At 74.0% G+C, this 21,847-nt stretch carries 20 protein-coding genes, 2 tRNA genes and 1 pseudogene; 9 read left to right on the plus strand and 14 right to left on the minus strand.

All coding sequences use genetic code 11. The annotated features are described in order from the left end of the window. Nucleotides 1–18 precede the first annotated feature (18 nt). Nucleotides 19–741: an ATP-binding protein gene (locus tag AB0G13_RS08030; RefSeq protein ID WP_357870559.1), complete on the plus strand. Its 723-nt coding sequence runs from the start codon at nt 19–21 to the stop codon at nt 739–741. Between the two features lie 104 nt (nt 742–845). Beyond that, nucleotides 846–1,418: a DUF5709 domain-containing protein gene (locus AB0G13_RS08035; protein WP_357870562.1), complete on the plus strand. Its 573-nt coding sequence runs from the start codon at nt 846–848 to the stop codon at nt 1,416–1,418. 52 nt (nt 1,419–1,470) lie between these two features. On the opposite strand, the gene AB0G13_RS08040 is transcribed toward AB0G13_RS08035, so the two are convergent. Together AB0G13_RS08040 and AB0G13_RS08045 are read right to left on the minus strand one after the other, a co-directional pair. Continuing rightward, entirely contained in the window at nt 1,471–2,133 is a 663-nt protein-coding gene (locus AB0G13_RS08040) for a response regulator transcription factor (protein WP_357870646.1), read from the minus strand. Nucleotides 2,134–2,147: 14 nt separating this feature from the next. Further along, nucleotides 2,148–3,278 (minus strand): DUF5931 domain-containing protein, encoded by a 1,131-nt coding sequence (locus AB0G13_RS08045; protein WP_357870565.1) that lies wholly within the window; start codon nt 3,276–3,278, stop codon nt 2,148–2,150. A 120-nt stretch (nt 3,279–3,398) separates the two neighbouring features. On the opposite strand from AB0G13_RS08045, the gene AB0G13_RS08050 reads away from it, so the two are divergent. Further along, complete coding sequence (locus AB0G13_RS08050; RefSeq protein ID WP_357870568.1) at nt 3,399–3,866, plus strand: ATP-binding protein; 468 nt, start codon at nt 3,399–3,401, stop codon at nt 3,864–3,866. A gap of 44 nt (nt 3,867–3,910) precedes the next feature. On the opposite strand, the gene AB0G13_RS08055 is transcribed toward AB0G13_RS08050, so the two are convergent. Next, a complete protein-coding gene (locus AB0G13_RS08055; protein WP_357870570.1) occupies nt 3,911–4,849 on the minus strand; it encodes a ribose-phosphate pyrophosphokinase in 939 nt (312 codons plus the stop codon). Between the two features lie 93 nt (nt 4,850–4,942). On the opposite strand from AB0G13_RS08055, the gene glpK reads away from it, so the two are divergent. After that, nucleotides 4,943–6,427, plus strand: a complete 1,485-nt coding sequence (gene glpK / locus AB0G13_RS08060; RefSeq protein ID WP_357870573.1) for a glycerol kinase GlpK — start codon at nt 4,943–4,945, stop codon at nt 6,425–6,427. 79 nt (nt 6,428–6,506) lie between these two features. Here the strand turns inward: glpK and AB0G13_RS08065 are convergent, their stop codons facing one another. Next, the gene (locus AB0G13_RS08065) at nt 6,507–7,340 is read right to left on the minus strand and encodes a phosphoribosylaminoimidazolesuccinocarboxamide synthase (protein ID WP_357870575.1); all 834 of its coding nucleotides are present in this window, start codon (nt 7,338–7,340) and stop codon (nt 6,507–6,509) included. Between the two features lie 165 nt (nt 7,341–7,505). Here AB0G13_RS08065 and AB0G13_RS08070 point away from each other — a divergent pair, with 165 nt between their 5' ends. Continuing rightward, the gene (locus AB0G13_RS08070) at nt 7,506–8,837 is read left to right on the plus strand and encodes an extracellular solute-binding protein (protein WP_357870578.1); all 1,332 of its coding nucleotides are present in this window, start codon (nt 7,506–7,508) and stop codon (nt 8,835–8,837) included. 108 nt (nt 8,838–8,945) lie between these two features. Here the strand turns inward: AB0G13_RS08070 and AB0G13_RS08075 are convergent, their stop codons facing one another. The 8 genes and pseudogenes from AB0G13_RS08075 to AB0G13_RS08110 all read right to left on the minus strand — a co-directional run bounded on the left by AB0G13_RS08075 (nt 8,946) and on the right by AB0G13_RS08110 (nt 15,426). Next, nucleotides 8,946–9,194, minus strand: coding sequence for a hypothetical protein (locus tag AB0G13_RS08075; protein WP_357870581.1), 249 nt, complete (start codon nt 9,192–9,194; stop codon nt 8,946–8,948). 288 nt (nt 9,195–9,482) lie between these two features. Then, nucleotides 9,483–9,559: transfer RNA gene (locus tag AB0G13_RS08080), tRNA-Met, on the minus strand. 448 nt (nt 9,560–10,007) lie between these two features. Continuing rightward, nucleotides 10,008–10,084, minus strand: a tRNA-Met gene (locus AB0G13_RS08085). A 96-nt stretch (nt 10,085–10,180) separates the two neighbouring features. Beyond that, nucleotides 10,181–10,456: a hypothetical protein gene (locus AB0G13_RS08090; RefSeq protein ID WP_357870584.1), complete on the minus strand. Its 276-nt coding sequence runs from the start codon at nt 10,454–10,456 to the stop codon at nt 10,181–10,183. Between the two features lie 6 nt (nt 10,457–10,462). Beyond that, nucleotides 10,463–10,831, minus strand: coding sequence for a hypothetical protein (locus AB0G13_RS08095; RefSeq protein ID WP_357870587.1), 369 nt, complete (start codon nt 10,829–10,831; stop codon nt 10,463–10,465). A 67-nt stretch (nt 10,832–10,898) separates the two neighbouring features. Continuing rightward, nucleotides 10,899–11,018, minus strand: a pseudogene (locus tag AB0G13_RS08100) (SigE family RNA polymerase sigma factor); the annotation flags it as partial. Nucleotides 11,019–11,183: 165 nt separating this feature from the next. Next, nucleotides 11,184–14,210 carry a UPF0182 family protein gene (locus AB0G13_RS08105; RefSeq protein WP_357870590.1) on the minus strand — a complete coding sequence of 1,009 codons (3,027 nt, stop codon included), beginning with the start codon at nt 14,208–14,210 and terminating at the stop codon, nt 11,184–11,186. A 202-nt stretch (nt 14,211–14,412) separates the two neighbouring features. Continuing rightward, nucleotides 14,413–15,426 (minus strand): PDZ domain-containing protein, encoded by a 1,014-nt coding sequence (locus tag AB0G13_RS08110; protein ID WP_357870593.1) that lies wholly within the window; start codon nt 15,424–15,426, stop codon nt 14,413–14,415. A gap of 113 nt (nt 15,427–15,539) precedes the next feature. Between AB0G13_RS08110 and AB0G13_RS08115 the strand changes: the two genes are divergently transcribed. After that, on the plus strand, nt 15,540–16,841 hold the full coding sequence (locus tag AB0G13_RS08115) for a zinc-dependent metalloprotease (protein ID WP_357870596.1): 1,302 nt from the start codon (nt 15,540–15,542) through the stop codon (nt 16,839–16,841). 148 nt (nt 16,842–16,989) lie between these two features. Here the strand turns inward: AB0G13_RS08115 and AB0G13_RS08120 are convergent, their stop codons facing one another. Beyond that, nucleotides 16,990–17,604, minus strand: a complete 615-nt coding sequence (locus tag AB0G13_RS08120) for a hypothetical protein (protein ID WP_357870599.1) — start codon at nt 17,602–17,604, stop codon at nt 16,990–16,992. Nucleotides 17,605–17,826: 222 nt separating this feature from the next. Beyond that, the gene (locus AB0G13_RS08125) at nt 17,827–18,357 is read right to left on the minus strand and encodes a M48 family metallopeptidase (RefSeq protein WP_357870602.1); all 531 of its coding nucleotides are present in this window, start codon (nt 18,355–18,357) and stop codon (nt 17,827–17,829) included. Between the two features lie 515 nt (nt 18,358–18,872). On the opposite strand from AB0G13_RS08125, the gene AB0G13_RS08130 reads away from it, so the two are divergent. The 3 genes from AB0G13_RS08130 to AB0G13_RS08140 all read left to right on the plus strand — a co-directional run bounded on the left by AB0G13_RS08130 (nt 18,873) and on the right by AB0G13_RS08140 (nt 21,750). Next, nucleotides 18,873–19,040: a DUF5679 domain-containing protein gene (locus tag AB0G13_RS08130; protein ID WP_012014940.1), complete on the plus strand. Its 168-nt coding sequence runs from the start codon at nt 18,873–18,875 to the stop codon at nt 19,038–19,040. 210 nt (nt 19,041–19,250) lie between these two features. Then, nucleotides 19,251–20,303, plus strand: a complete 1,053-nt coding sequence (locus AB0G13_RS08135) for a TOMM precursor leader peptide-binding protein (RefSeq protein ID WP_357870605.1) — start codon at nt 19,251–19,253, stop codon at nt 20,301–20,303. A 79-nt stretch (nt 20,304–20,382) separates the two neighbouring features. Continuing rightward, nucleotides 20,383–21,750 (plus strand): AarF/ABC1/UbiB kinase family protein, encoded by a 1,368-nt coding sequence (locus tag AB0G13_RS08140; protein WP_357870608.1) that lies wholly within the window; start codon nt 20,383–20,385, stop codon nt 21,748–21,750. Nucleotides 21,751–21,847: the final 97 nt, after the last annotated feature.

Below are 21,847 nucleotides of genomic sequence, written 5' to 3' on the forward strand. Positions count from 1 at the left end.
GTGCACAATGGGCCGATCATGGCGACCGACGTGCGCTGCCGGGTGGAGGCGGACGAGGCCCGCGGGGTGGTCCGGGTGACCGGGGTGCTCGACCGCTCCGGCGTCGACACCGTACGCGACGGCCTGCTCGCCCGGCTCTGCGACCGGCCCGGCCCGGTGGTGGCCGACCTCACGGGCCTGCGGATGGCCGACCCGGCGGCCGGGGACGTCTTCGCCGAGGTGCGCCGGGAGGTGCGCGACTGGCCCGCCGCCGAGCTGCTGCTCTGCGATCCGACCGGCGCCGTCGCGGGGGTGCCGGCCTGGCCGACCCTGGACGGCGCGATGGCCGGACTGGCCGCCGCGCCGCTGGCCGCGGTGGTCGAGGCCGACCTTCCCCCCGTCGTCGAGGCCGCCCGGCAGGCCCGGCACCTCGTGGCGGAGGGGTGCGGGCGCTGGGGCCTGCACGAGCTGATCGAGCCGGCCTGCATCGCCGTCACCGAGATGGTGAACAACGTGGTCGCCCACGCGCGCACCGGGATGACGGTCCGCCTGGCGCCCCGGGACAGCACCCTGCACCTGGCGGTACGCGACCACTCGCCCCGCCAGCCGGCGTTCACCGGGCCGGCTCCGCTGGACACCGCGGGCGGACGCGGCCTGCTGCTGATCGACGCCGTCGCCGACAGCTGGGGCAGCAGTCCGGTGCCGGACGGCAAGGTCGTCTGGTGCGTGCTGGACGCCGAGGACGCGGCCCGGCACGGCTGAGCGCCGCCCCGTTCCTGCCCCGACGTCCCCCGTGGCGCTCCTTCCGCCCGGATGGCCACGGGCGGCACCGGTTATGCCGGGAGGGCAGTGGGTAGTGATCTGCCATGCGCGACGACGAGTACCCGACCCCCGTGTCCGACCCCGAGGCGGAGGGCCTGCCCGACACCGCCGACGACGACTCGACCGCCAACGACGACGTCCTGACCGGGCGCGAGGCGGACGGCCCGGAGCCCGCGCAGTTGCCGGGCGACCGGACACCGGTCGCGGTGGACCGGTACGGGACCACCGCCGAGGAGCAGCTCGACGGCGAGTCGCTGGACTACAAGCTCGACCGGGAGCAGCACGAACGCCCGGCCGACGACCCGCTCGCCGGCCCCGTCGACCCGGACATCGCCGCCGAGGCCGACAGCGAGGAGGCCGCGGCGCAGGCCCAGCTCGACGCGGACGTGATCGACCCCGGCCCCACCTCCGACCCGGACTCGCCGGTCTCCCTCTACGACCACGGCAAGCTCGGCAGCGTCGCCGACGGTCAGGTCGGCCGGCTCGTCGAGCCGGACGAGGGGGCGCACACCGACCAGGAGACCGACTCGGTGGCGTACGACGCCGGTTCGGCCGGCGGCGGCGCGAGCGCCGAGGAGCTGGCCATCCACGAGACGCGCCCGCCGCACTCGGTCTGAACCGGCCGGGAGCCGTCGGGGAACCCTTCGGGGGCGGTTCCCCGGCGGCCGCTCAGTCGTCCAGGCCCCGTTCGATCGCGTACCGGGTCAGCTCGACCCGGTTGTGCAGCTGGAGCTTGCCCAGCGTGTTCTGCACGTGGTTCTGCACCGTGCGGTGGGCCAGGCCGAGCCGCTCGGCGATCTGCTTGTAGGACATCCCCTTGGCGACCAGGCGCAGCACCTCGGTCTCCCGGTCGGTGAGCCGGGGCGCCGGGCCCGCGCCCCGGGCGTCCCGGCCGGTGGCGGGGTCGGTGCCGTCCGGATCGGCTGCGAGCCGGCGGTACTCACCGAGGACCAGCCCCGCCAGGCCGGGCGTGAAGACCGGCTCCCCCGCCGCCGTGCGGCGCACCGCCTCCAGGAACTCCGCCGGGGCGGCCGACTTCACCAGGTAGCCGGTGGCGCCCGCCTTCACCGCGTCCAGCACGCTCTGCTGCTCGCCGCTGGCCGAGAGCATCAGCACCCGCACCTCCGGCAGCACGGCGCGCAACCCGTGGATCACCTCCACCCCCGAGACGTCCGGCAGTTGCAGGTCGAGGATCACCACGTCCGGCCGGGCGGCGGCGGCGACCCGGACCGCCTGCCGACCCTCCCCGCTGGCGGCGACCACGAGGTGACCGGCCTCGGTGAGATCCCGGGCCACCCCCTCGCGCCACATCGGGTGGTCGTCCACCACCATCACCCGTACGCCTGTCACGGGAGCACCTCCCTCGAAACGGTCAGTTCCAGCTCCGTGCCGACGCCCGGCGCGGAGGTGATCCGCACCGTGCCGCCGAGGTCGGCGAGGCGGCCCCGGATCGACCGGGCGACGCCGAGCCGGCCCTCGGCGGCGGCCTGCTCCAGCCGGCCGTCCGGAAACCCCGGCCCCTCGTCGCGGATCGACACGGTCACCGTCGCCCCCTCGTCCTCGACCAGCACCCAGGCCCGCCCGTCCGTGTGCCGGGCCACGTTGTCCAGGGCGGCGGCGGTCGCGGCGGCCAGCTCGTGGGCGACCCGTCCGGGCAGCGGCACCGGGGTGGCCGGCGCGGACAGCGAGACCGTCGCCGAGGCGTACCGACCGAGCAGCCCGCGCAGGTCCACCGGCCCGCCGTCGGGGGCGACCCCGACCGGGGCGGCGCCGCCGATCAGGGCGCGCAGCGCGGCCTCCTGCTCCCCGGCGAGCCGGGCCAGCTCCCCGGCCTCGCCGTCCAGGTGGGCGCCGCGCCGCTGCACCAGCGCGAGCACCTGGAGCACGGAGTCGTGGATGTCCCGGGCCAGCCGCTCCCGCTCCCGGGTGGCGGCCTCCAGCTCCACCGCCCGGTGCAGCCGCTCCTCGACGGTCACGGCCAGCCGGGCGACGTGCCCGACCACCACCCCGGCGAGCAGCAGCAGGATCACCCCGGTGAGCGAGGACTCACCGATCCGTTCGCGGGTGGCGAGGTCCGCCGCGCCGAGCACCAGGGCGGCGACCGTGCCCCGGCGCCGGCCACCGGAGACGGCCCAGGCCAGCACCGGGCCGGCCAGCCAGGCCACCGCGAGGGTGGGCACGCCGGCGGCGAGCGCCGTCCGCCCGATCACCCAGGGGGTGGCCAGCATGATGCCGACGACGACCCCCAGGTCCGCCAGGAGCAGCGGCCAGCCCCGGCGGGCCGGGTCGGCGTAGCCGACGGCGGTCACGCCGGTCCAGGCCGCCATCAGCAGGACCAGGCCGCCGGCCGCGAGCGGGTGGGCGTACCGGTCGGCGTCCCGGAGCGCCAGCACGCAGACGTACGCCAGGGAGGCCACCCGGAACACGGCGATGGCCCGCCAGAGCGGGACCTCGAAACCACCGGGCGGCGTCGGCACGCCCGTCACGATGCCACAACAGGCAGGACGGCCGGCGGCCCGGCGGATGCGCCCCGGGAAACCCTGCCGTACGGTGAAAAAGCCGCGAAAACTTCCGCGATCCGCTGTCGGGACGGGGCCATGACGAATGCGGAACCCGGAGCACAGCGTACGGTTGTGCCCATCGAACCTTCCCTCCTCATCGCTGAGGCCTTCGACCAGGCCCAGGTGACCGAGCTTCGACACTCGGTCACCTCCTGCGCGCATGGGGCGGGGCTGACCGGGCAGCGCCTGGACGACTTCGTGCTGGCGGTCAACGAACTGATCACCAACGCGGTCCGGCACGGCGGCGGCCGGGGCTGGCTGCGGCTCTGGTGCCAGTCGGGGCAGCTGTTCTGCGAGGTGTCCGACCACGGGCAGGGAATCAGCACGCAGCGGCTGGGCGACCGGAGCCGCCCCGCCGCCGACACCGCCGGCGGGTGGGGCCTCTGGCTGGCCCGGGAGCTGAGCGACAGCATGGACGTCGAGACCGGCGCGCGCGGCACGACGGTCCGCATCAGCACCGCCGTCGCGGCCCCCCAGCACACCGGCCGCCACCGCCGCGACTGACCCCGCGCGAACGCACGCGGGGCAGGCCGGCGGCCGGCGGCGGGTCAGGCGAAGAGGGCGCTCACCGATTCGCCGTTGTGGATCCGGCGCATCGCCTCGGCCAGGGCCGGCGCCACCGAGAGGATCTTCAGCTTCGGCACCCGCTTGTCGGCGGGGATCGGCACCGTGTTGGTGCAGACGATTTCCAGCACGCCCTCCTGCTCGCTCAGCCGCTGCAACGCGCCGCTGGAGAAGAGGCCGTGCGTGCAGGCCAGCCGGATGGAGCGGACCTTCAACTCGCGCAGGTGCTCCATCAGCTCGATCACCGTGCTGCCCTTGGCGATCTCGTCGTCCAGCACGATCACGTCCCGGTCGGCCACGTCGCCGATCACCGCGCTGATCTTGACCCGGTCGTCGCTGAACCGCTGCTTCGCCCCGGCGGCCACCGGGGTGCCGAGCCGCCGGGCGAACGCCGCCGCCTCCTTGGCGTTGCCGAGGTCCGGCGAGACCACCACGGTGTTGCTGAGGTCGTAGCGGGTGAAGTGGTCGGCCAGCTCGCGCAGCGCGTGCAGGTGGTCGACCGGCACGCTGAAGAAGCCGTGCACCTGGGGCGAGTGCAGGGTCATCGCCAGCACCCGGTCCGCGCCCGCCGAGGTGAGCAGGTCCGCGACGAGCCGTCCGCCGATCGAGATGCGCGGCGCGTCCTTCTTGTCCGACCGGGCGTACGCGTAGTGCGGCAGCACCACGGTGATCCGGCCGGCCGAGGCGCCCCGGGCCGCGTCGATCATGAGCAGCAGCTCGACCAGGTTCTCCTGCACGGGCGGCACCAACGGCTGGATCAGGAAGACGTCCCGCTCCCGGCAGTTGGCCTGCAGCTGCACTTCCAGGCAGTCGTTGGCGAACCGGGAGACCCGCACCGGGTGCAGCGGCACGTCGAGGTGGGCGCAGATCTCGGCGGCGAGTTCGGGATGGGCGGTTCCGCTGAAGACGGCGATGTCACGCACGTCCGCACATCGTACGGGCGGGACCGGGACCGGCTCCCCGCCGGGGCCCGCCACCGGCCGGCGAAGCGCGCCCGGTGCGGGTACGGTGCTGCCGTGACCCCCCAGTACGTCGCCGCCATCGACCAGGGCACCACCTCCTCGCGGTGCATCGTCTTCGACCGGGCCGGGGAGATCGTCTCCGTGGCCCAGCGGGAACACCGGCAGATCTTCCCCCGGCCGGGCTGGGTGGAGCACGACGCCGAGGAGATCTGGGAGAACGTCCAGCGGGTGGCCCGGGAGGCGCTCCACGCCGCGGGCACCGACGCCGCCGGGCTCGCCGCCGTGGGCATCACCAACCAGCGGGAGACCACGCTCGTCTGGGACCGGGCGACCGGCCGGCCGGTCGCCAACGCGATCGTCTGGCAGGACACCCGCACCGGCCCGCTGCTGCGCGAGCTGGAGCAGGCGTACGGCGAGGAGCGGTTCCGCACCCGCACCGGGCTGCCGCTGGCCACCTACTTCGCCGGGCCGAAGCTGCGCTGGCTGCTGGAGCACGTCGACGGGCTGCGCGGGCGCGCCGAGGCCGGCGAGGTGCTCTTCGGCACGATGGACAGCTGGCTGATCTGGAAGCTGACCGGCCGGCACGTCACCGACGTGACCAACGCCAGCCGCACCCTGCTGATGGACCTGGGGACCCTCGACTGGGACCCGGAGCTGCTCGACGCGATGGGCGTGCCGGCCGCGATGCTGCCGGAGATCCGCAGCTCCGCCGAGGTCTACGGGGAGGCCACCGGCGTCCTGGCCGGGGTGCCGGTGGCCAGCGCGCTCGGCGACCAGCAGGCCGCCCTGTTCGGGCAGACCTGCTTCCAGCCGGGCGAGGCCAAGTGCACCTACGGCACCGGCAGCTTCCTGCTGCTCAACACCGGCGCCAGCCCGGTCCCCTCCACCCACGGCCTGCTCACCACCGTCGCCTACCGCATCCACGGCCAGCCCGCCGCGTACGCGCTGGAGGGGGCGATCGCGGTCACCGGCTCGCTGGTGCAGTGGCTGCGGGACAACCTCGGGCTGATCTCCACCGCGCCCGAGGTGGAGGAGCTGGCCCGCACCGTCGACGACAACGGCGGCTGCTACGTCGTACCGGCCTTCTCCGGGCTGTTCGCCCCGCACTGGCGCAGCGACGCGCGCGGGGTGATCGCCGGCCTGACCGGCTACATCACCAAGGGGCACCTGGCCCGGGCGGCGCTGGAGGCGTCCGCCTGGCAGACCTGCGAGGTGGTCGACGCGATGAACGCCGACTCCGACGTGGCGCTGCGCCGGCTCCGGGTCGACGGCGGGATGACGGCCAACGGGCTGCTGATGCAGTTCCTCGCCGACGTGCTCGACGTGCCGGTGGTCCGGTCCCGGATCACCGAGACCACCTGCCTCGGCGCGGCCTACGCGGCCGGCCTGGCGGTCGGCTTCTGGCCGGACCTGGCGACGCTGCGCGGCCAGTGGCGCTCCGACGCGCAGTGGGAGTCGACGATGGAGCCGGCGCACCGGGAGCGGGAGCTGCGCAACTGGCGCAAGGCCGTCCAGCGCACCCTCGACTGGGTGGACTGACCGCCGCGCCCCGGCCCGCGTCGGGCGCGACTGCTCGGCCTCGGGCCTGGCGTCGCGGCCCCGGCGCGGGAGACCGGGCTCAGCCCCAGCGGTTGCCGGTGAGCTTCTCGTAGACGTCCACGTAGCGGGCCCGGGTCGCCTCGACCACCTCGACCGGCACCTCGGGCGCCGGGGCCCGCTTGTCCCAGCCGCTCTCCACCGCCCAGTCCCGGACGTACTGCTTGTCGTAGGAGAACTGCGCCCGGCCCGGCTGGTACGACTCCGCCGGCCAGAACCGGGACGAGTCGGAGGTGAGCAGCTCGTCGCCGACGGTCAGCGTGCCGTCCGGCGCCCAGCCCAGCTCGATCTTGGTGTCGGCGACCAGGATTCCCCGGTCGGCGGCCAGCTCGGCGCCCCGGCGGTAGACGTCGATCGTGATCCGGCGCAGCCGCTCGGCGGTCTCGGCGCCGACCTTGTCCACCACCTGGGCGAAGGTGATCGGCTCGTCGTGCTCGCCCACCGGCGCCTTGGTCGACGGGGTGAAGATCGGCTCGGGCAGGATGGACGCCTCGACCAGGCCACGCGGCAGCTCGACGCCGGAGACCGCGCCGGTGTGCTGGTACTCCTTCAGACCGCCGCCGGTCAGGTAGCCGCGGGCGACGCACTCCACGGGAACCATCTCCAGGCGCCGGCAGCGAATCGCCCGGCCGGCGAACTCCGCCGGCACGTCGGTGGCGGAGATGACGTGGTTCGGCACCAGGTCGGCCAGTTGCTCGAACCACCACAGCGAGAGCGCGGTGAGCAGCTTGCCCTTGTCGGGGATCGGCGTCGGCAGCACCACGTCGTAGATCGAGATGCGGTCGGAGGCGACCAGGATCAGGTCCTCGCCGTCGGCGTAGACGTCCCTGACCTTGCCCGAGTGCAGAAGTTCCACGCGCCCTAGTACACCACGTGGGCCGCGTACGGCCTCCGCCGGTGGCTGCGGGCATCGGTGCGTACGCCTGGGGTGCGGTGGTGTGGCCGGACGTACGTTGACACCTCCCGCGGCGCCTGCGTGAATGATCCGGCCGCCCGCCCCACCGGTCCGCCAGGAGTCTCCGTGCCCGCTGCCCGATCCCCGCTCCCCCGCGCCGGAGCGGACCCGGGGCGGCGTCGGGTGCTCGCCGCGTTGCTGGGTGCGCCGGTGCTCGCCACCGGCGGGCTCACCGGGTGCAGCGAGGACCGGGCGGCCCCGGTGGAGACCGGGCCGGTCGAGCTGTCGGTCTTCTGGTACGGCGGGGCGAAGCGGGCCGAACTCACCGAACGGGTGCTGCGGCTCTACACCGACCGCAATCCCCGCGTCGGCTTCCGGGTCACCTGGCAGGGCCCCGACGGCTACTACGACCGGCTGGCCACCCAGGCCGCGGGCGGCAACGTGCCCGACCTGATCCAGCTCGACGACAGCATGCTCACCGAGTACGCGCGCCGCGAGATCGTCCTGGACCTCAGCGGACACGTCGCCGATCACCGCCTGGACCTGCGCACCCTGCCCCCGGGCCTGGCCCGGTACGGGCAGGTCGACGGGCGTACGGTCGGTGTCGCCGCGGCACAGACCGCCGCCGCCGTGGTCTACGACCGCACGTTGCTGCGCCGGCTGCGGCTGCCCGAGCCGCGCACGGGGATGTCCTGGGCGGAGTACGTCGCCTGGGCGCAACGGGTCACCCGGGTCGGCGAGGGCCGGGTGGCCGGCACGATGGACGCGTCCGGCGACTACCGGGCGTTCTGGCTCTGGCTGCGCGGCCAGGGCGGCGAGTTCTACCGCGATCGGCAGCTCGGCTTCGGCGCCGACGCGCTGACCGAGTGGTTCGACCTGTGGCGGCGGGCCCGGTCCGGCCGGGCGACCCCGAGCGCCGCCCTGGTGGAGCAGGCCGACGGCGGCGAACCGGCCCGACAGCTCGTGGTCACCGGCGCCACGGCCGCCTCGTTCGCCTGGTCGCACCAGCTGCCGGAGCTCCAGCGGCTCACCGATGCCGAGCTCGGCCTGGCCGCCATGCCGGGCCCTCCGGAGGCGCAGTGGCCCCGGGCGTCGATGTACTGGGCGGCCTTCCGCGGCACCCGGCACCCCAGCCTGGTCGCGGACGTGATCAACTTCCTGACCGGCAACGGCGAGGCGGGTGCCGTACTCGGTCACGAGCGTGGGCTCAGCCCCAGCCTCGCCGTACGCAGTTTCGTCGAGGGCAGCATCACCGATCCGGCACAGCGGCGCGCGGCGGCTCTCGGCACCGCGCTGGCCAGCCGGCTGGGGCCGGCGCCCAGCCCGCCGCCGCAGGGCCACCCGCGCGTGCGGACGCTGCTGCTGGAGGCCGCCGAGAGCATCCGGGGCGGCGGGACCGGCCCCCGGGCCGCGACAGCCCGCTTCATGGCCCAGGCGAACGCGGCGCTGGCCGGATAGGGCCAGTCACCGCAGCCGCGCCCGGCGGAGCGCCGGGCGTGGGCTCGGCGAGGCGCCGGGCGTGCTCGGGCTCCGCGCGACAGACTGCCGGCGCCGTGGTTCCGCGGCTCAGCGCGGCGGACCACCCCGGCGGTTGCGCATCATGCGCATCACGAGGAAGACGACGCCGGCGACCACGACGAGGCAGCAGAGCAGGCCGATGAAGCCGAAACCGCCACCGCGCCGCCGCCGCGCGGCCTCCACCACGAGCTCACCCGTGCCGGTGGACGCCCAGGCCGCGACGGGCACGAACACCGACAGCACGACCGCACCGAGGACGGCGCTCAACCGGCCCCACCACTTACCGAATGAAGACATGCCCACATCTTCGCCGACAACCGCAAACTCGGCACGTCGGTCGGCCGATGAACCGCGTGTCCGGCGCCCGGGACCGCGCGAGTCCCACGGCCAGGGCACCAGCGCCGGGGCGCCGTTCCGCCGGTCGCCCCGCCCGGCGCGCATGGAGGGGTGCAGGTCGACGCTGGCGTACGCGAATGGCTCACCAGCCGGCCCCGCTCCGCCCGCCGCCGGTCGACCGACCGGATTCCCGCCCGGAGGCCGGAAAGCGGAAAGGCCCCGGAGATGATCTCCGGGGCCTTTCCGACGTGGTAGCGGGGACAGGATTTGAACCTGCGACCTCTGGGTTATGAGCCCAGCGAGCTACCGAGCTGCTCCACCCCGCGTCGGCTCGTTAACTCTAGCGCACCCGACGCCACAATGATCAGCGGACCCCCGATCCCGCCGAGACACCCGCCCTGACCAGCGCAGACCGGGGTCGGAGGCCGGCGCGAGGCGCCCGTCGCCCCAGCCCGGCTCCCGCCGCGTCCGACCGCAGTGGCCGTGATGAAACATCTCGGTCCGCTTCCGACTACTCCTCTGGCGCGAGCGCCTCGCCTTTTCCTGCGCGAGCGGCTGCAGGAGGTTCGCACCCGCCGCAGCCGCGCCTGAGCCGCCCGGTGATCAGGACGTCATGGCGGCATCCGGGCTTTTAGGTTCATGACGCCCTGCTCACCGTTGGCTGGGCCGGCGCTCGTGGATGGAGCCGGGAGCCGGGAGCCGCGTGATCGCCGGGCGGCAGGTGGGCCGAAAATGCGGAACGGCCCCGGATTCAAGTCCGGGGCCGTTCCGATGTGGTAGCGGGGACAGGATTTGAACCTGCGACCTCTGGGTTATGAGCCCAGCGAGCTACCGAGCTGCTCCACCCCGCGTCGGTTCGCATACAGTATCCCACCGACCCCCGTCCCCGCAAAACGACCCCGGTGGCCGACCGCCCGGGCCCGCGTCCGGCCCGAGCGGCGTACGCCTCAGCGCAGCCAGTCCTCGATCGCGTCCACCGCCCGCCGGCTGTCGGCGTCGACCTGGGACCGCGTCGACGAGGTGCCTTCCCAGCCCTGTTCCCAGAGCACGGTCACCACGTCGCCCACCCGGATCGCCCGGACCAGCCGGACCTCGTCGCCGCCCGTGGGATCGCCCTCGGCGTCCCGGGCCGGCGTCCGGATCTCGAACAGCACCGACCCGTCGCCGAAGCCGCTGTCGGCCAGCAACCGCAGTCGCGAGGTGGACGCGTTGCCGCCGCCCACCCCGGGCTACGTGGGGCAGTCCCGCACCGCCGCCCGCAGCTCGCGGAGGAAGTCGTCGGCCCGTCCCGGCCGGTAGAGGGTGATGGTGTGCGCGTAGCTGCCGTCCGGGACGTACCCCTGCGGGGTCTGCGGCAGCTTGTAGGCCAGGTTGCGGGTGCGGCGCTGCACGATCCCCGCCGGTCGGCGCGCCTGCTCGAAGAGGTAGTGCAGGGCGAGCGCCTGCCGCTGGGCCGCCGGCAGCTGGCGCAGCGCGCCCGCGAGCAGCACGGCGTCCTCGTTCGGCGGCGGCACCGGCTCGGGCGGCCCGGTGCGGCTCAGCGCCGCGCGCCAACCCTGCAACCGGCGCCACCGGTCGGTGGCCAGGCGGGCGACCACCAGCCGCAGCCCACGCCTCCGGCGCCGGGTGGGCGGCCAGCCCGCCCCACTGGCGCCAGGCCCGGGCGTACGCCTCCTGCACCAGGTCCTGCGCCTCGGTGTGGTCACCGGCCACCGCGTAGCCGTAGCGGAGCATCCGTCGGGAGGTGCTCCGGTAGAACTCGTCGAAGCTCGTCGCGTCTCTCATGTCTCCGACCCACGCTCTTCCGGTCGTTCCCGCCTCAGGCAGGAGAGACGGCGCCGTGGGGCGGCGGGTTGCGGGTGCCCGGCCGGTCGTCGTGAACGCGACAGCGCCCCCGGCCTCGGGACCGGTTCGGTCCGTGGGCCGGGGGCGCTGCGAGGGTGGTACGGGTCAGCCGCCCGGTGTCGGTGCGGCGCTGCCGCCCGGTGCCGGGGACGCCGGCGCGCTGGCCCCGGGGGTCGGGGACGCCGGCGCGCTGGCCCCGGGGGTCGGGGCGGTGGCGGCCTGCTGGGCCCGCTGGAAGGCGGTGAGCGCCTCGTCCAGCGCCTTCAAGGCGCGCCCGTACCGCTCGAAGTCGCCCGAGGTCTGCGCGGCGCGGACCTCCGCGATCGCGGCCTGGACGCGGTTGGCCGCCTCGGCCAGCTCGCCGGTCATCGGGGGCGCGGTCCCGCCCGGCGGCGGGGTGCCACCGGCGGGCGGCGGGGCCCCGGGGGCGCCGGCCTGCTTGCCCTGCTCGACGAGCTGCTTGATGCCGTCGGCCACGTTGTTGGCCAGCACCACGTACGAGCCGCCGTCGCCGTAGGACATCAGCACCCGCTGCAACAGCGGCGGCGCGTTCTGCGCGGCGGTCTTCACGTAGACCGGCTCGACGTAGAGCATGCCGTCGCCGAACGGCAACGAGAGCAGGTTGCCGTACTGCACCTGGGCCTGCTGCGACTGGAGCAGGTTGAGCTGCTGCCGGATGTTGGCGTTGTTGGTCATCGACTGGTGCACCTGCACCGGGCCGGAGACCCGGGTCTGGTCGGGCAGGTCGAGCACCTCCAGCCTCGGCTGCCCGTCCACGTACGACCCGGAGATCAGCGCGGCGAGGTTCTCCCGGCCGTTCGGGGTGACCGCCGAGGTGAGCTGGAAGCGCGCCGACTCCTGGCCGGGGAACTGCGTGAAGAGGTAGTAGGGCGGCTGCTTCTGGCCGGTGTCGGGGGCGTCCGGCACGTTCGGCACCTGCCAGAAGTCCGTCTCCGAGTAGAAGGCGCCGGGGTCGGTCACGTGGAACCGGGTCAGCAGGTTGCGCTGCACCTTGAACAGGTCGGCCGGGTAGCGGAAGTGCTCGGCCAGCTCCGCCGGGATCTTCGACTTCGGCACCACCAGGTCACCGCCGAACGCCTTGTTCCACGCCTTGAGCACCGGGTCGGTCTCGTCGAACTCGTAGAGCCGGACCGTGCCGTCGTACGCGTCGACGGTGGCCTTGACCGAGTTGCGGATGTAGTTGACGTTCTCCCGCGCGAGCTGGAAGGTGCCCCGCCCGGTCAGCTCGTCGGTCGTCTGCTCCTGGAGGTTGACGCGCTCGGCGTACGGGTAGGTCGCCGCCGTGGTGTAGCCGTCGATGATCCACTGGATCCGGCCGTCCACCACCGCCGGGTACGGGTCGCCGTCGAGCGTGAGGAACGGGGCGACCTTCTCCACCCGGTCGCGGGGGTTACGCACGTAGAGCAGCTTGGAGTTGTCGTTGACCGCGTCGGAGAGCAGGAAGTTCGACTCCTGCTCCTTGATCGCGTAGAGCAGCCGCCGGGTGAACGAGCCGATCTCGACGCCGCCCTCGCCGGTGTAGGTGTAGGACTCGCCGCCCTCACCGACCGGGCGGTCGAACTCCGCCTTCCGCTCCGGGTCGGTCTGGCCGACGATCGCGTAGTCGCTGGCGTCCATCCGCTCGCCGTAGTAGACGCGGGGCTGCTTCGCCGCGATCTGCTCGGTCTGCGAGGCGCACTGCTCGCTCGTCTGCTGGCCCTGCTCCTTCTGCTGCTCCTGCGGGTCGCCGAGGAAGCCGGAGACGAAGAAGGGCTGGCCGCCGCAGACCACCCGGTTGCCGGGCGCCGCCACCAGCCCGTAGCCGTGGGTGTAGACCGTGTGCCGGTTGATCCAGGTGTTCTGCTGCGGGGTCAGCTGCCGGTAGTTGACCTCGCGGAGGCCCACCACGTAGTCCTGCACCTTGCCGTTGACCCCGTACCGGTCGACGTCCAGCTTCTCGCCGAAGTCGTAGAACTGCCGGACCTGCTGGCGCTGGGTGTACGTCTCGGAGACCAGCTGCGGGTCGAGTAGCCGGATGTTCGGCACGACGGAGGTGTCCGTGCTCAGGCTCGCCGGCGGGGTCAGGTTGCTCGCCGCGTACGGCGTGGTGGTGGCCGCCTCCAGGCCGAAGGCCGAGCGGGTGGCCTTGATGCTCCGCTCGATGTACGGCGCCTCCTTCTCCTTCGCGCTGGGCTTGACCTCGAAGGTCTGCACCGCCCAGGGGTAGATGCCGCCGATGGCGACGGCGGAGACGCCCAGCAGGGCGAGCGAGATGCCCGGCCAGACCAGGTTCCGCATCCAGGCGTTGGAGAAGACGATGATCGCGATCGCCACCACGATGGAGATGTAGGCGAGGATCTCCTTGGCCGGCAGCAGCGCGTTGACGTCGGCGTAGCCGGCGCCGTAGACGGGGCCGTCGCCGTACTCCAGCAGCATCGCGCGCCGGTCCAGCACGTACGCGAGCGCCTTCAGCAGGACGAAGACCGCGACGAGCGTGCTCAGGTGGGCCCGGGCGGCGTTGGTCATCCGGTCGCCGACGCCCTGGAGCCGGACGCCGCCGAAGATGTAGTGCACGGCGAGCGCGCCGATCACGGAGAGCACCACCGCGGTGAAGCCCACCCCGAGCAGGTAGCGCAGGAAGGGCAACTGGAAGACGTAGAAGCCGACGTCGATGCCGAACTCCGGGTCCTTCACGCCGAAGTTCCCGCCGTTGCGGAAGAGCAGCCACTGGTTCCACCGGCTCTGGGCCGACAGCCCGGCGAAGAGGCCGACCACGGCGGCGCCCAGCGCGATCCACAGGCCGAGCCGAGGGCTCAGCAGCATCCGGTAGCGCTCCAGGGTGGCCTGCTCCGGCGAGTGCGGGCGCATGCGGGGGCGCAGCCGCTGGGCCAGCCAGAGGTTCCCGCCGACGAACAGCGCCATGCCGAGGCCGACGGCGAGGAAGAGCACCAGCCGGGTCGTCAGCACCCCGGTGAAGACCTTGGTGTAGCGGACCTCGTCGAACCACAGCCAGTCCGTCCACGCCTGGACACCCCAGCCGAGCAGGGTGAAGAGCACGAACACCCCGACCAGGACACCGATCGTGACGCGTCCGCGTCGGCTCATCCTCGGCAGGGGGCTGCTGCTCTTCATGACCACTGTTGGCTCCGCACGCTCGATGTGATCGGCTCCGACCAGGCACCCAGAGTACGGGGTGTTCCTGAACGTGTCGGTCCAAGGTCACACGGCGACCACCCGGCGCCACGCCGGGCCACCGGAGCGTCGCTGGACGGGCAGCCTGTGTGCACACCGCCGGTCGTCGCCCCACCCACCCGGCACCACCCGCCCGTCGTGGTCAGCAGCGGGCCGGCTGGCCCCCGGCGCGCAGCGCCTCCAGCGCGGTCAGCGCCTCGTCGAGCGAGCCGACCCTCAGCAGCGGCAGCCCGGGCTGCGGGTTGCGGACGGCCTCGGCGCAGTTCGCCGCCGGCACCAGGAACGCCACCGCGCCGGCCTCCTTCGCGCCCACCAGCTTCTGGGCGATGCCGCCGATCGGACCGACCTGACCGGCGTCGTCGATCGTGCCGGTGCCGGCGATGACCTTCCCGCCGGTCAGGTCCTCCGGGGTCAGCTTGTCCACGATGCCGAGGGCGAACATCAGGCCGGCGCTCGGCCCGCCGATGTCCTCCAGGTCGATGTTCAGGGTGAACGGGTGCGGCTGCTGCTGCTCGATCTCGACGCCGATGCGGGGCCGGCCGTCCTGCTCCCGGCTGGTGACCGGCGCCGACGCGGCGACGCCGCCCCGGGTGTAGCCGATCTGAAGCGCGGTCCCGGCCGGCTTCGCCCGGATCAGCTCGGTGAGGCGGGCGGCCAGCGGCACCGGCTGCCCGTCGACCGAGGTCAGCACGTCGCCGGGCTTGAGCACGCCGGCCGCCGGTCCGTCGGCGGCGACGGTCTTGACCACCACCTGCACCGGGAAGCCCAGCTCGCGCAGCGCCGCAGTCTCCGCGCTGGTCTGCGAGACCTTGAAGTCCTCCGCGTTGCGCTCCTCGACCTCCTCGCGGGTCTCCCCGGGCGGGTACACCAGCTCACGCGGCACCACCGCCTCGTCGTCGGAGAACCAGCCCTGGATCGCCGAGCGCAGCTTGACCGAGGGCTGCACCCCGACCGTGGTCAGCCGGAGCTGGCCCGCGGAGGTGGAGGTCTCCCGGCCGGTGACCTGGATGACCTCCTTGCCGTTCTCCTTGCCCAGCGTGTTGACCGTCGGCCCCGGGCCGAGCACCACGTACGGGATGGGCGCGCCGAGCACGCCGATGCTGAGCAGAGCGGTGAGCAGAGCACCGAGCAGGACGGTCACGCCGCGACGTCTCATGCGGCAGAGCGTACCGACCGGGATCTGGGCCTCCGGCGGGTGAATCGCGACTTCGCCCTCAGCGCAACGCCAGCGACGGCTACCTGGGGCGCGGCGCGCGTACCGTAGACGTCGTGCCTGATATTCCGTTCGGTTTCGCGCTCCCGGGTGGGCAACCACCAGACCCCAACGATCCCGCGCAGATGCAGCAGTTCATGTCGCAGTTGCAGCACCTGCTCTCCGCGTCGGGCAGCGGGCCGGTCAACTGGGACCTGGCCCGCCAGGTGGCCGCCAGCCAGCTCGCCGCCGCGGGCGACCCGGCGGTGTCGCCCTACGAGCGCAACGCGGTGGAGGAGGCGTTGCGGCTCGCCGACCTGTGGCTGGAGCCGGCCTCCGCCCTGCCCTCGGGCATCCAGACCTCGCTGGCCTGGAACCGCAACGAGTGGATCTACAAGACGCTCGACGTCTGGCGCAAGCTCTGCGACCCGGTCGCCAGCCGCATGGTCGGCGCGATGGGCGACCTGGTGCCGCCGGAGGCGCGCGCCCAGCTCGGCCCGATGCAGTCGATGGTCGCCACCCTCGGTGGCGCGCTCTTCGGCGGCCAGCTCGGCCAGGCGCTCGGCTCACTCGCCGCGGAGGTGCTCTCCGCCGGCGACATCGGGCTGCCGCTCGGCCCGGCCGGCACGGCCGCGCTGATCCCGGCCAACATCCGGGCGTACGGCGAGGGTCTGGAGCTGCCCGAGGACGAGGTACGTCTCTACGTGGCCCTGCGCGAGGCCGCCCACCAGCGGCTCTTCCAGCACGTGCCGTGGCTGCGCGGGCACGTGCTCAACGCCGTGGAGATGTACGCCGCCGGCATCCGGGTCAACCGGGAGGCGATCGAGGAGGCGATGGGCCGGGTCGACCCGACCGACCCGGAGTCGATGCAGGCGATCGCGCTGGAGGGCATCTTCACGCCGGAGGACAGCCCGGCGCAGAAGGCGTCCCTGGCCCGGCTGGAAACCGCCCTGGCCCTGGTCGAGGGCTGGGTCTGCCACGTGGTCGACAGCGCGGCGAGTGGCCGGCTGCCCAACGTCGTGAGCCTCGGCGAGGCGTTCCGCCGCCGCCGGGCCGCCGGCGGCCCGGCCGAGCAGACCTTCGCGGCGCTGGTCGGCCTGGAGCTGCGTCCGCGCCGGCTGCGCGAGGCGGCGGCGCTCTGGGCGGCGCTGACCGAGCACCGGGGCATCGCCGGCCGGGATGCCCTGTGGGGCCACCCCGACCTGCTCCCCTCCGACGACGACTTCGCCGACCCGGTGGCCTTCGCGATGTCTGAGTGGGACCTCGGCGAGTTGGAGAGCTTCGACTTCAGCGCGCCGGGCGGCCCGGAGGAGAAGGCCCCGGGCGAGCCGGAACAGCGCCCGGGCGACGACACCGAGGACGGCGACGCCCGTCCCTGACCCGTCGACGACGGACGCCGCCCGACCCACCCGGGTCGGGCGGCCCTCGCTCGCGGTCGGGCACAGCCGGCAATCGAGCGGCCCGGCCAGCGATCGAGCGGCTTGGCCGTGGCCCGGGCAGCGAGGGCGCTCCCGGTCGGCGGACGGGTCAGCGAGGCAGCGCGGTGCCGGAAAGCAGGGCGCGGGTGGTCTCCCAGCCCTCCACCGCCGGGTTGAGGAAGGCCAGGTCGGCCGGCCCGCGCAGGCGCCGCCAGGCCGGGGTGACCGCCAGGTCGCCGGGTCGCGGCGCCGCCGCGCGCACGGCCGCGGGCCGCGCGGTGTCCAGATCCAGCGCCGGCAGCCACGCCGGTACGGGCAGGCGCGTGGCCACGCCGAGCAGTCCTGGTCCACCGCCCTCGACCGGGGCGACCGCGACCGGCCGGGTGGTGAGCGGGCGCAGCAGCTTGCCGATGGTCAGGCCCGGCACGTCCGGCGCGTCGCCGGCGATCACGGCCACCTGGTCGTAGCCGGCGTCGGCGAGAGCGGCGAAGACGGCGTTCGGGGTCGCCTCGGGCACCTCGTACACGGCCGTGTCCGGCCAGACCACCGCGTCGGCCAGCCGCCGGTCCGCCGGGGTGACGGCGACGGCCGTCTCCACCTCGTTGAGCGTGGCGAGCAGGTCGACCACGTCCTCGGCGAGCGCGGCCCGCCAGTCCACCGGGTCGATGCCGGGCGGCGCCCAGGCCACCGTTCCGAGCAACGCCACCACCACACGTCGGGCCACCCCCCGACCCTAGCCGGGCCCCGCCCGGCCGACGAGCGACGGGCACGGAACCACGAGCCGGGCCGAGCGTCCGTCCGGGGCGGAGGCGGGGTCGAGGATCTTGGTAGGAACAGGCCCCTGGAAGGGCCGTTTCGTACCAAGATCTCGGCGGCCTCCGCACGGCGATGCGGTCGGTGCCGTCAAGGCGCCGACGCGTGCCGGGACGGCGGGTGCCGAGGGGGGTCAGTCCGTCATGGGGGTGCCGGAGGCCGCCGCTACGCCCTCCAGGTAGCCACGCGCCCGCTCGGACTTCGGGTAGCGCGCGACGAGCGCCCAGAACCGGGCGTTGTGGCTGGGCACGATGAGGTGCGCCAGCTCGTGCAGGAGCACGTAGTCGATCACCCAGTCGGGCATGTCCTGGACGCGGTGCGAGATCCGGATCGTGCCGTCGGCCGGGGTGCAGGACCCCCAGCGGCCGTTCTGGTTGGTGACCCAGCGGACGCTGGTCGGTACGGCCTGCGTGCCGTGCTCGGCGAGGTAGAGCTTGATCAGGCGGGTGGCCCGGACGAGCAGGTCGGAGTCGGACCGGGCGAGGCGCCCCTCCCGGGCGGCGAGCCGGGCGAGCATCCGGTCGACCCACTCGCTCTCCTCGGCCCGGGAGAACTGGTCCGGGATGAGGACGACGACCCGCTCACCGTCGCGGTACGCGGACACCGTGCGTCGCCGACGCTGGCTGCGCCGCACTTCGACGACCGGCTTCCGCGCCCCTGCCATCAGCGGGCCGCGCAGCCTCGGATTCCTGTCACGAAGGAAAGCTAATGCGTACTCACCAGGGGTCCGCAAGGGTCAACACCCCGACACCCGCCCGGAAAATGGTGATTGGTCGGCAGGAGTCCCAAAAAATCTTTGCCGGGCTGCGGTGATTCGTCGCCGTCACCCTTCGTGGCGGTCGTCCGCGGGTGCGACGAGGTCGCATCCCCACCGTAGGTGATCTTTTCGGCGAGCGCAGCTCGGGGTGCCCCGCACGGGGCATCTGCCCGGGTTCGGTCGGCGTGTCCCCGCCAAACTGACTTATCCGACGTAATTCGCCATGCACACTCTCGACGTCGACTTGCTCACAGTGACGAAGCACAGCTGACATGGAACCGCCCAGACCTGGGTAGGGTCCGCGGACCAGCGGTCACGAGGGTGGCCGTGGCAGAACGACCCGGCGCCGGTGCCCGAGTGGCCCGCCGCCGGGAACCCCCGCCGGGACGGCATCGGCCGGCGGACGAGACGAGGAGGGCACCGTGGCCGACCAGGCCCAGACCTACAACGGTTACTGCGTCAAGTGCAAGGAGAAGCGGGACTTCGAGGGCCGCGTCGAGGTCTCGAAGACCGGGATGAACATGGCCAAGGGCAAGTGTCCGGTGTGCGGCACAACAGTGAACCGCATCCTGGGCAAGGCGAAGGTCTGACCCGCACGGATGCGTCGGAGGGGGCGGCCGTCGGCCGCCCCCTCCGGCATCACCGCACCTGATCCGCCGTCCGCCGGCTGTCGGCTCGCCGACACGGTTACCGGCGGGTTGTGGATATCCCAGGATTTCCTGTGGACAGCCCTGGACAGGGCACCGCCCACCTGTGGACAACGATCGACGGTGAGCACGGACACGGTCACGATTCGTGTCATGCGGAGTGCCACGCTGCCCCGGCCCACCCTGCTGCCGGGCCTCACCAGACTCTGGCGGGACCGCCACACCCTGCAACTCGGTGTCGAGCCCGGCCGCGCCGTACTGCTGGAGATCGCCGATCCCCGGGCCGCCCGCCTGCTCGACCTGCTCGACGGCACCCGCAGCGAACGGCTGGTCCTGGCGCACGCCGTCGCCGCCGAGGTGGCTCCCGACGAGGCCCGCACCCTGCTCGACGCCCTGCGGGCCGCGGGCCTGGTCGTACCCGCGCACACCCTGCTGCCGAAGGAGCTGGCCGGCCCGCCCCGGGCCCGGCTCACCGCCGAGGCCGGGGCGCTCGCCCTGGCCTCGGCGCGGCTGCCCGGCACGCCCGCCCAGGTGCTACGCCGGCGGCTGGCCGCCCGGGTGGTGGTCAGCGGCACCGGCCGCCTCGGCGCCCCGGTCGCCCTCGCGCTGGCCCAGGCCGGGGTCGGGCACGTGCACCCGGACCTGGCCGGCCCGGTGCGGCCGGCGGACCTGGTCGGCACCGGCATCCCGGCCGCCGCGCTCGGCCGCCCGCTCGCCCAGGCGGTACGCGACGCCGTCGAGCGGGCCGCGCCCGGCACGGGCACGGGTCCCCTCCGGCGGGGCCGGGTCGACCTGGTGGTCCAGCTCGGTACGGACCGCCCGGCCGCCCTGCTCGCCGCCGCTCACGCCCAGCGCCGCCAGCCGCACCTGCTGCTCGGCCTCCGGGAGGGCGTGCCCGTGGTCGGCCCGCTCGTCCGACCGCCCGCCGGCCCCTGCCTGAACTGCCTCGACCTGCACCGGGCGGACCGGGACCCGGACTGGCCGGCGCTGGCCGCCCAGCTCGCGACGGGCGCCGCCGAGCAGGCGGGTGCCGCCGCGACCCTCCTGGCCGCCGGTGCGTACGCGGCGGCCGAGGCGCTGGCCCAGCTCGACGGGGGCACCCCGGAGACCCTGGGCTGCGCGGTGGAGATAGCCGGGGCGGGGCGGTTCCGCCGCCGGACGTGGCCGCCGCACCCCTCCTGCGGATGCTCCCGACGACGCCGGTGACGGCCCCGGAAGGCGGGGCCGGGCACCCAGCCCGGCGGCAGAGCAGCCGCGGGCCCCCGGAGTCGGTAACAATGGCCGGGTGACCGACATCCCGCGCCGGGCCGTGTCCCGGACCGCCAAGCTCGCCGCTCTGCCGCTCGGCTTCGCCGGTCGGACCGTCCTCGGCATGGGTAAGCGCGTCACCGGGCTCGCCTCCGACGTGATCTCCGCGGAGATCCAGCAGCGCACCGCCGAGCAGCTCTTCAGCGTGTTGGGGCAGCTCAAGGGCGGTGCGATGAAGTTCGGCCAGGCGCTGTCGGTCTTCGAGGCCGCCCTGCCGGAGGAGGTCGCCGCCCCCTACCGGCAGGCCCTGACCAAGCTCCAGGAGGCCGCTCCGCCGCTGCCGGCGGCCAGCGTGCACAAGGTGCTCGCCGAGCAGCTCGGCCCGGACTGGCGGGACCGGTTCGTGGAGTTCGACGACACCCCCGCCGCCGCGGCCAGCATCGGCCAGGTGCACCGGGCGGTGTGGCGGGAGCCGGGCTACGGCCCCTCCGGCGCGCCGCAGACCCGCGACGTGGCTGTCAAGATCCAGTATCCGGGCGCCGGCGACGCCCTGCTCGCGGACCTCAAGCAGCTCTCCCGGCTCGGTGGGATGTTCCGGGCGATCCAGCCCGGGCTGGACGTCAAGCCACTCCTGGCGGAGCTTCGGGAACGGATCACCGAGGAGCTCGACTACGAGCTGGAGGCCGAGTCGCAGCGCGCCTTCGCCGCCGCGTACGCGGACGATCCGGAGATCCACATCCCGGCGGTGGTCTCGGCCTCGCCCCGGGTCCTGGTCACCGAGTGGATCGAGGGCACCCCGCTGGCGGAGATCATCCGCGAGGGCACGGAGGAGCAGCGCGACGAGGCCGGCCGACTGATGGCGATCCTGCACCTGTCCGCGCCGCAGCGGGCCGGGCTGCTGCACGCCGATCCGCACCCGGGCAACTTCCGCCTGCTGGCCGACGGCCGACTCGGCGTCATCGACTTCGGCGCGGTGGCCCGGATGCCGGAGGGCACGCCCGAGCCGATCGGCCGCATCGCCGCGCTGGCGCTGCGGGGCGACGCCGACGAGGTGGTGGCGGGCCTGCGGGCGGAGGGCTTCATCGGTTCCACCGAGGAGATCGACGCCCAGGCGGTGCTCGACTTCCTCCGTCCGATGCTGGAGCCCATCGCCGCCGAGCAGTTCCGGTTCACCCGGGCCTGGCTGCGCACGGAGGCGGCCCGGCTGGCCAGTCCCCGCTCCCCCGCATACCAGTTGAGCCGGCAGCTCAACCTGCCGCCGTCGTACCTGCTCATCCACCGGGTGACGCTCGGCTCGATCGGCGTGCTCTGCCAGCTGGAGGCGAAGGCGCCCTACCGGGGCATCCTGGAGCGCTGGCTGCCCGGCTTCGCCCCGTCTGCTGAGCAGCCCTCGGCCGACGGCTGAGCGGCCGTCCGGCGGGCGGTGGCTCGGGGCGCGGAACGCGCCGAGGGGCGGTGGCCGGAATCCGGCCACCGCCCCTCGGCATCAGGTGGGTTCTAGG

The organism is Micromonospora sp. NPDC023633 (assembly GCF_040640035.1).
Lineage (GTDB): Bacteria > Actinomycetota > Actinomycetes > Mycobacteriales > Micromonosporaceae > Micromonospora.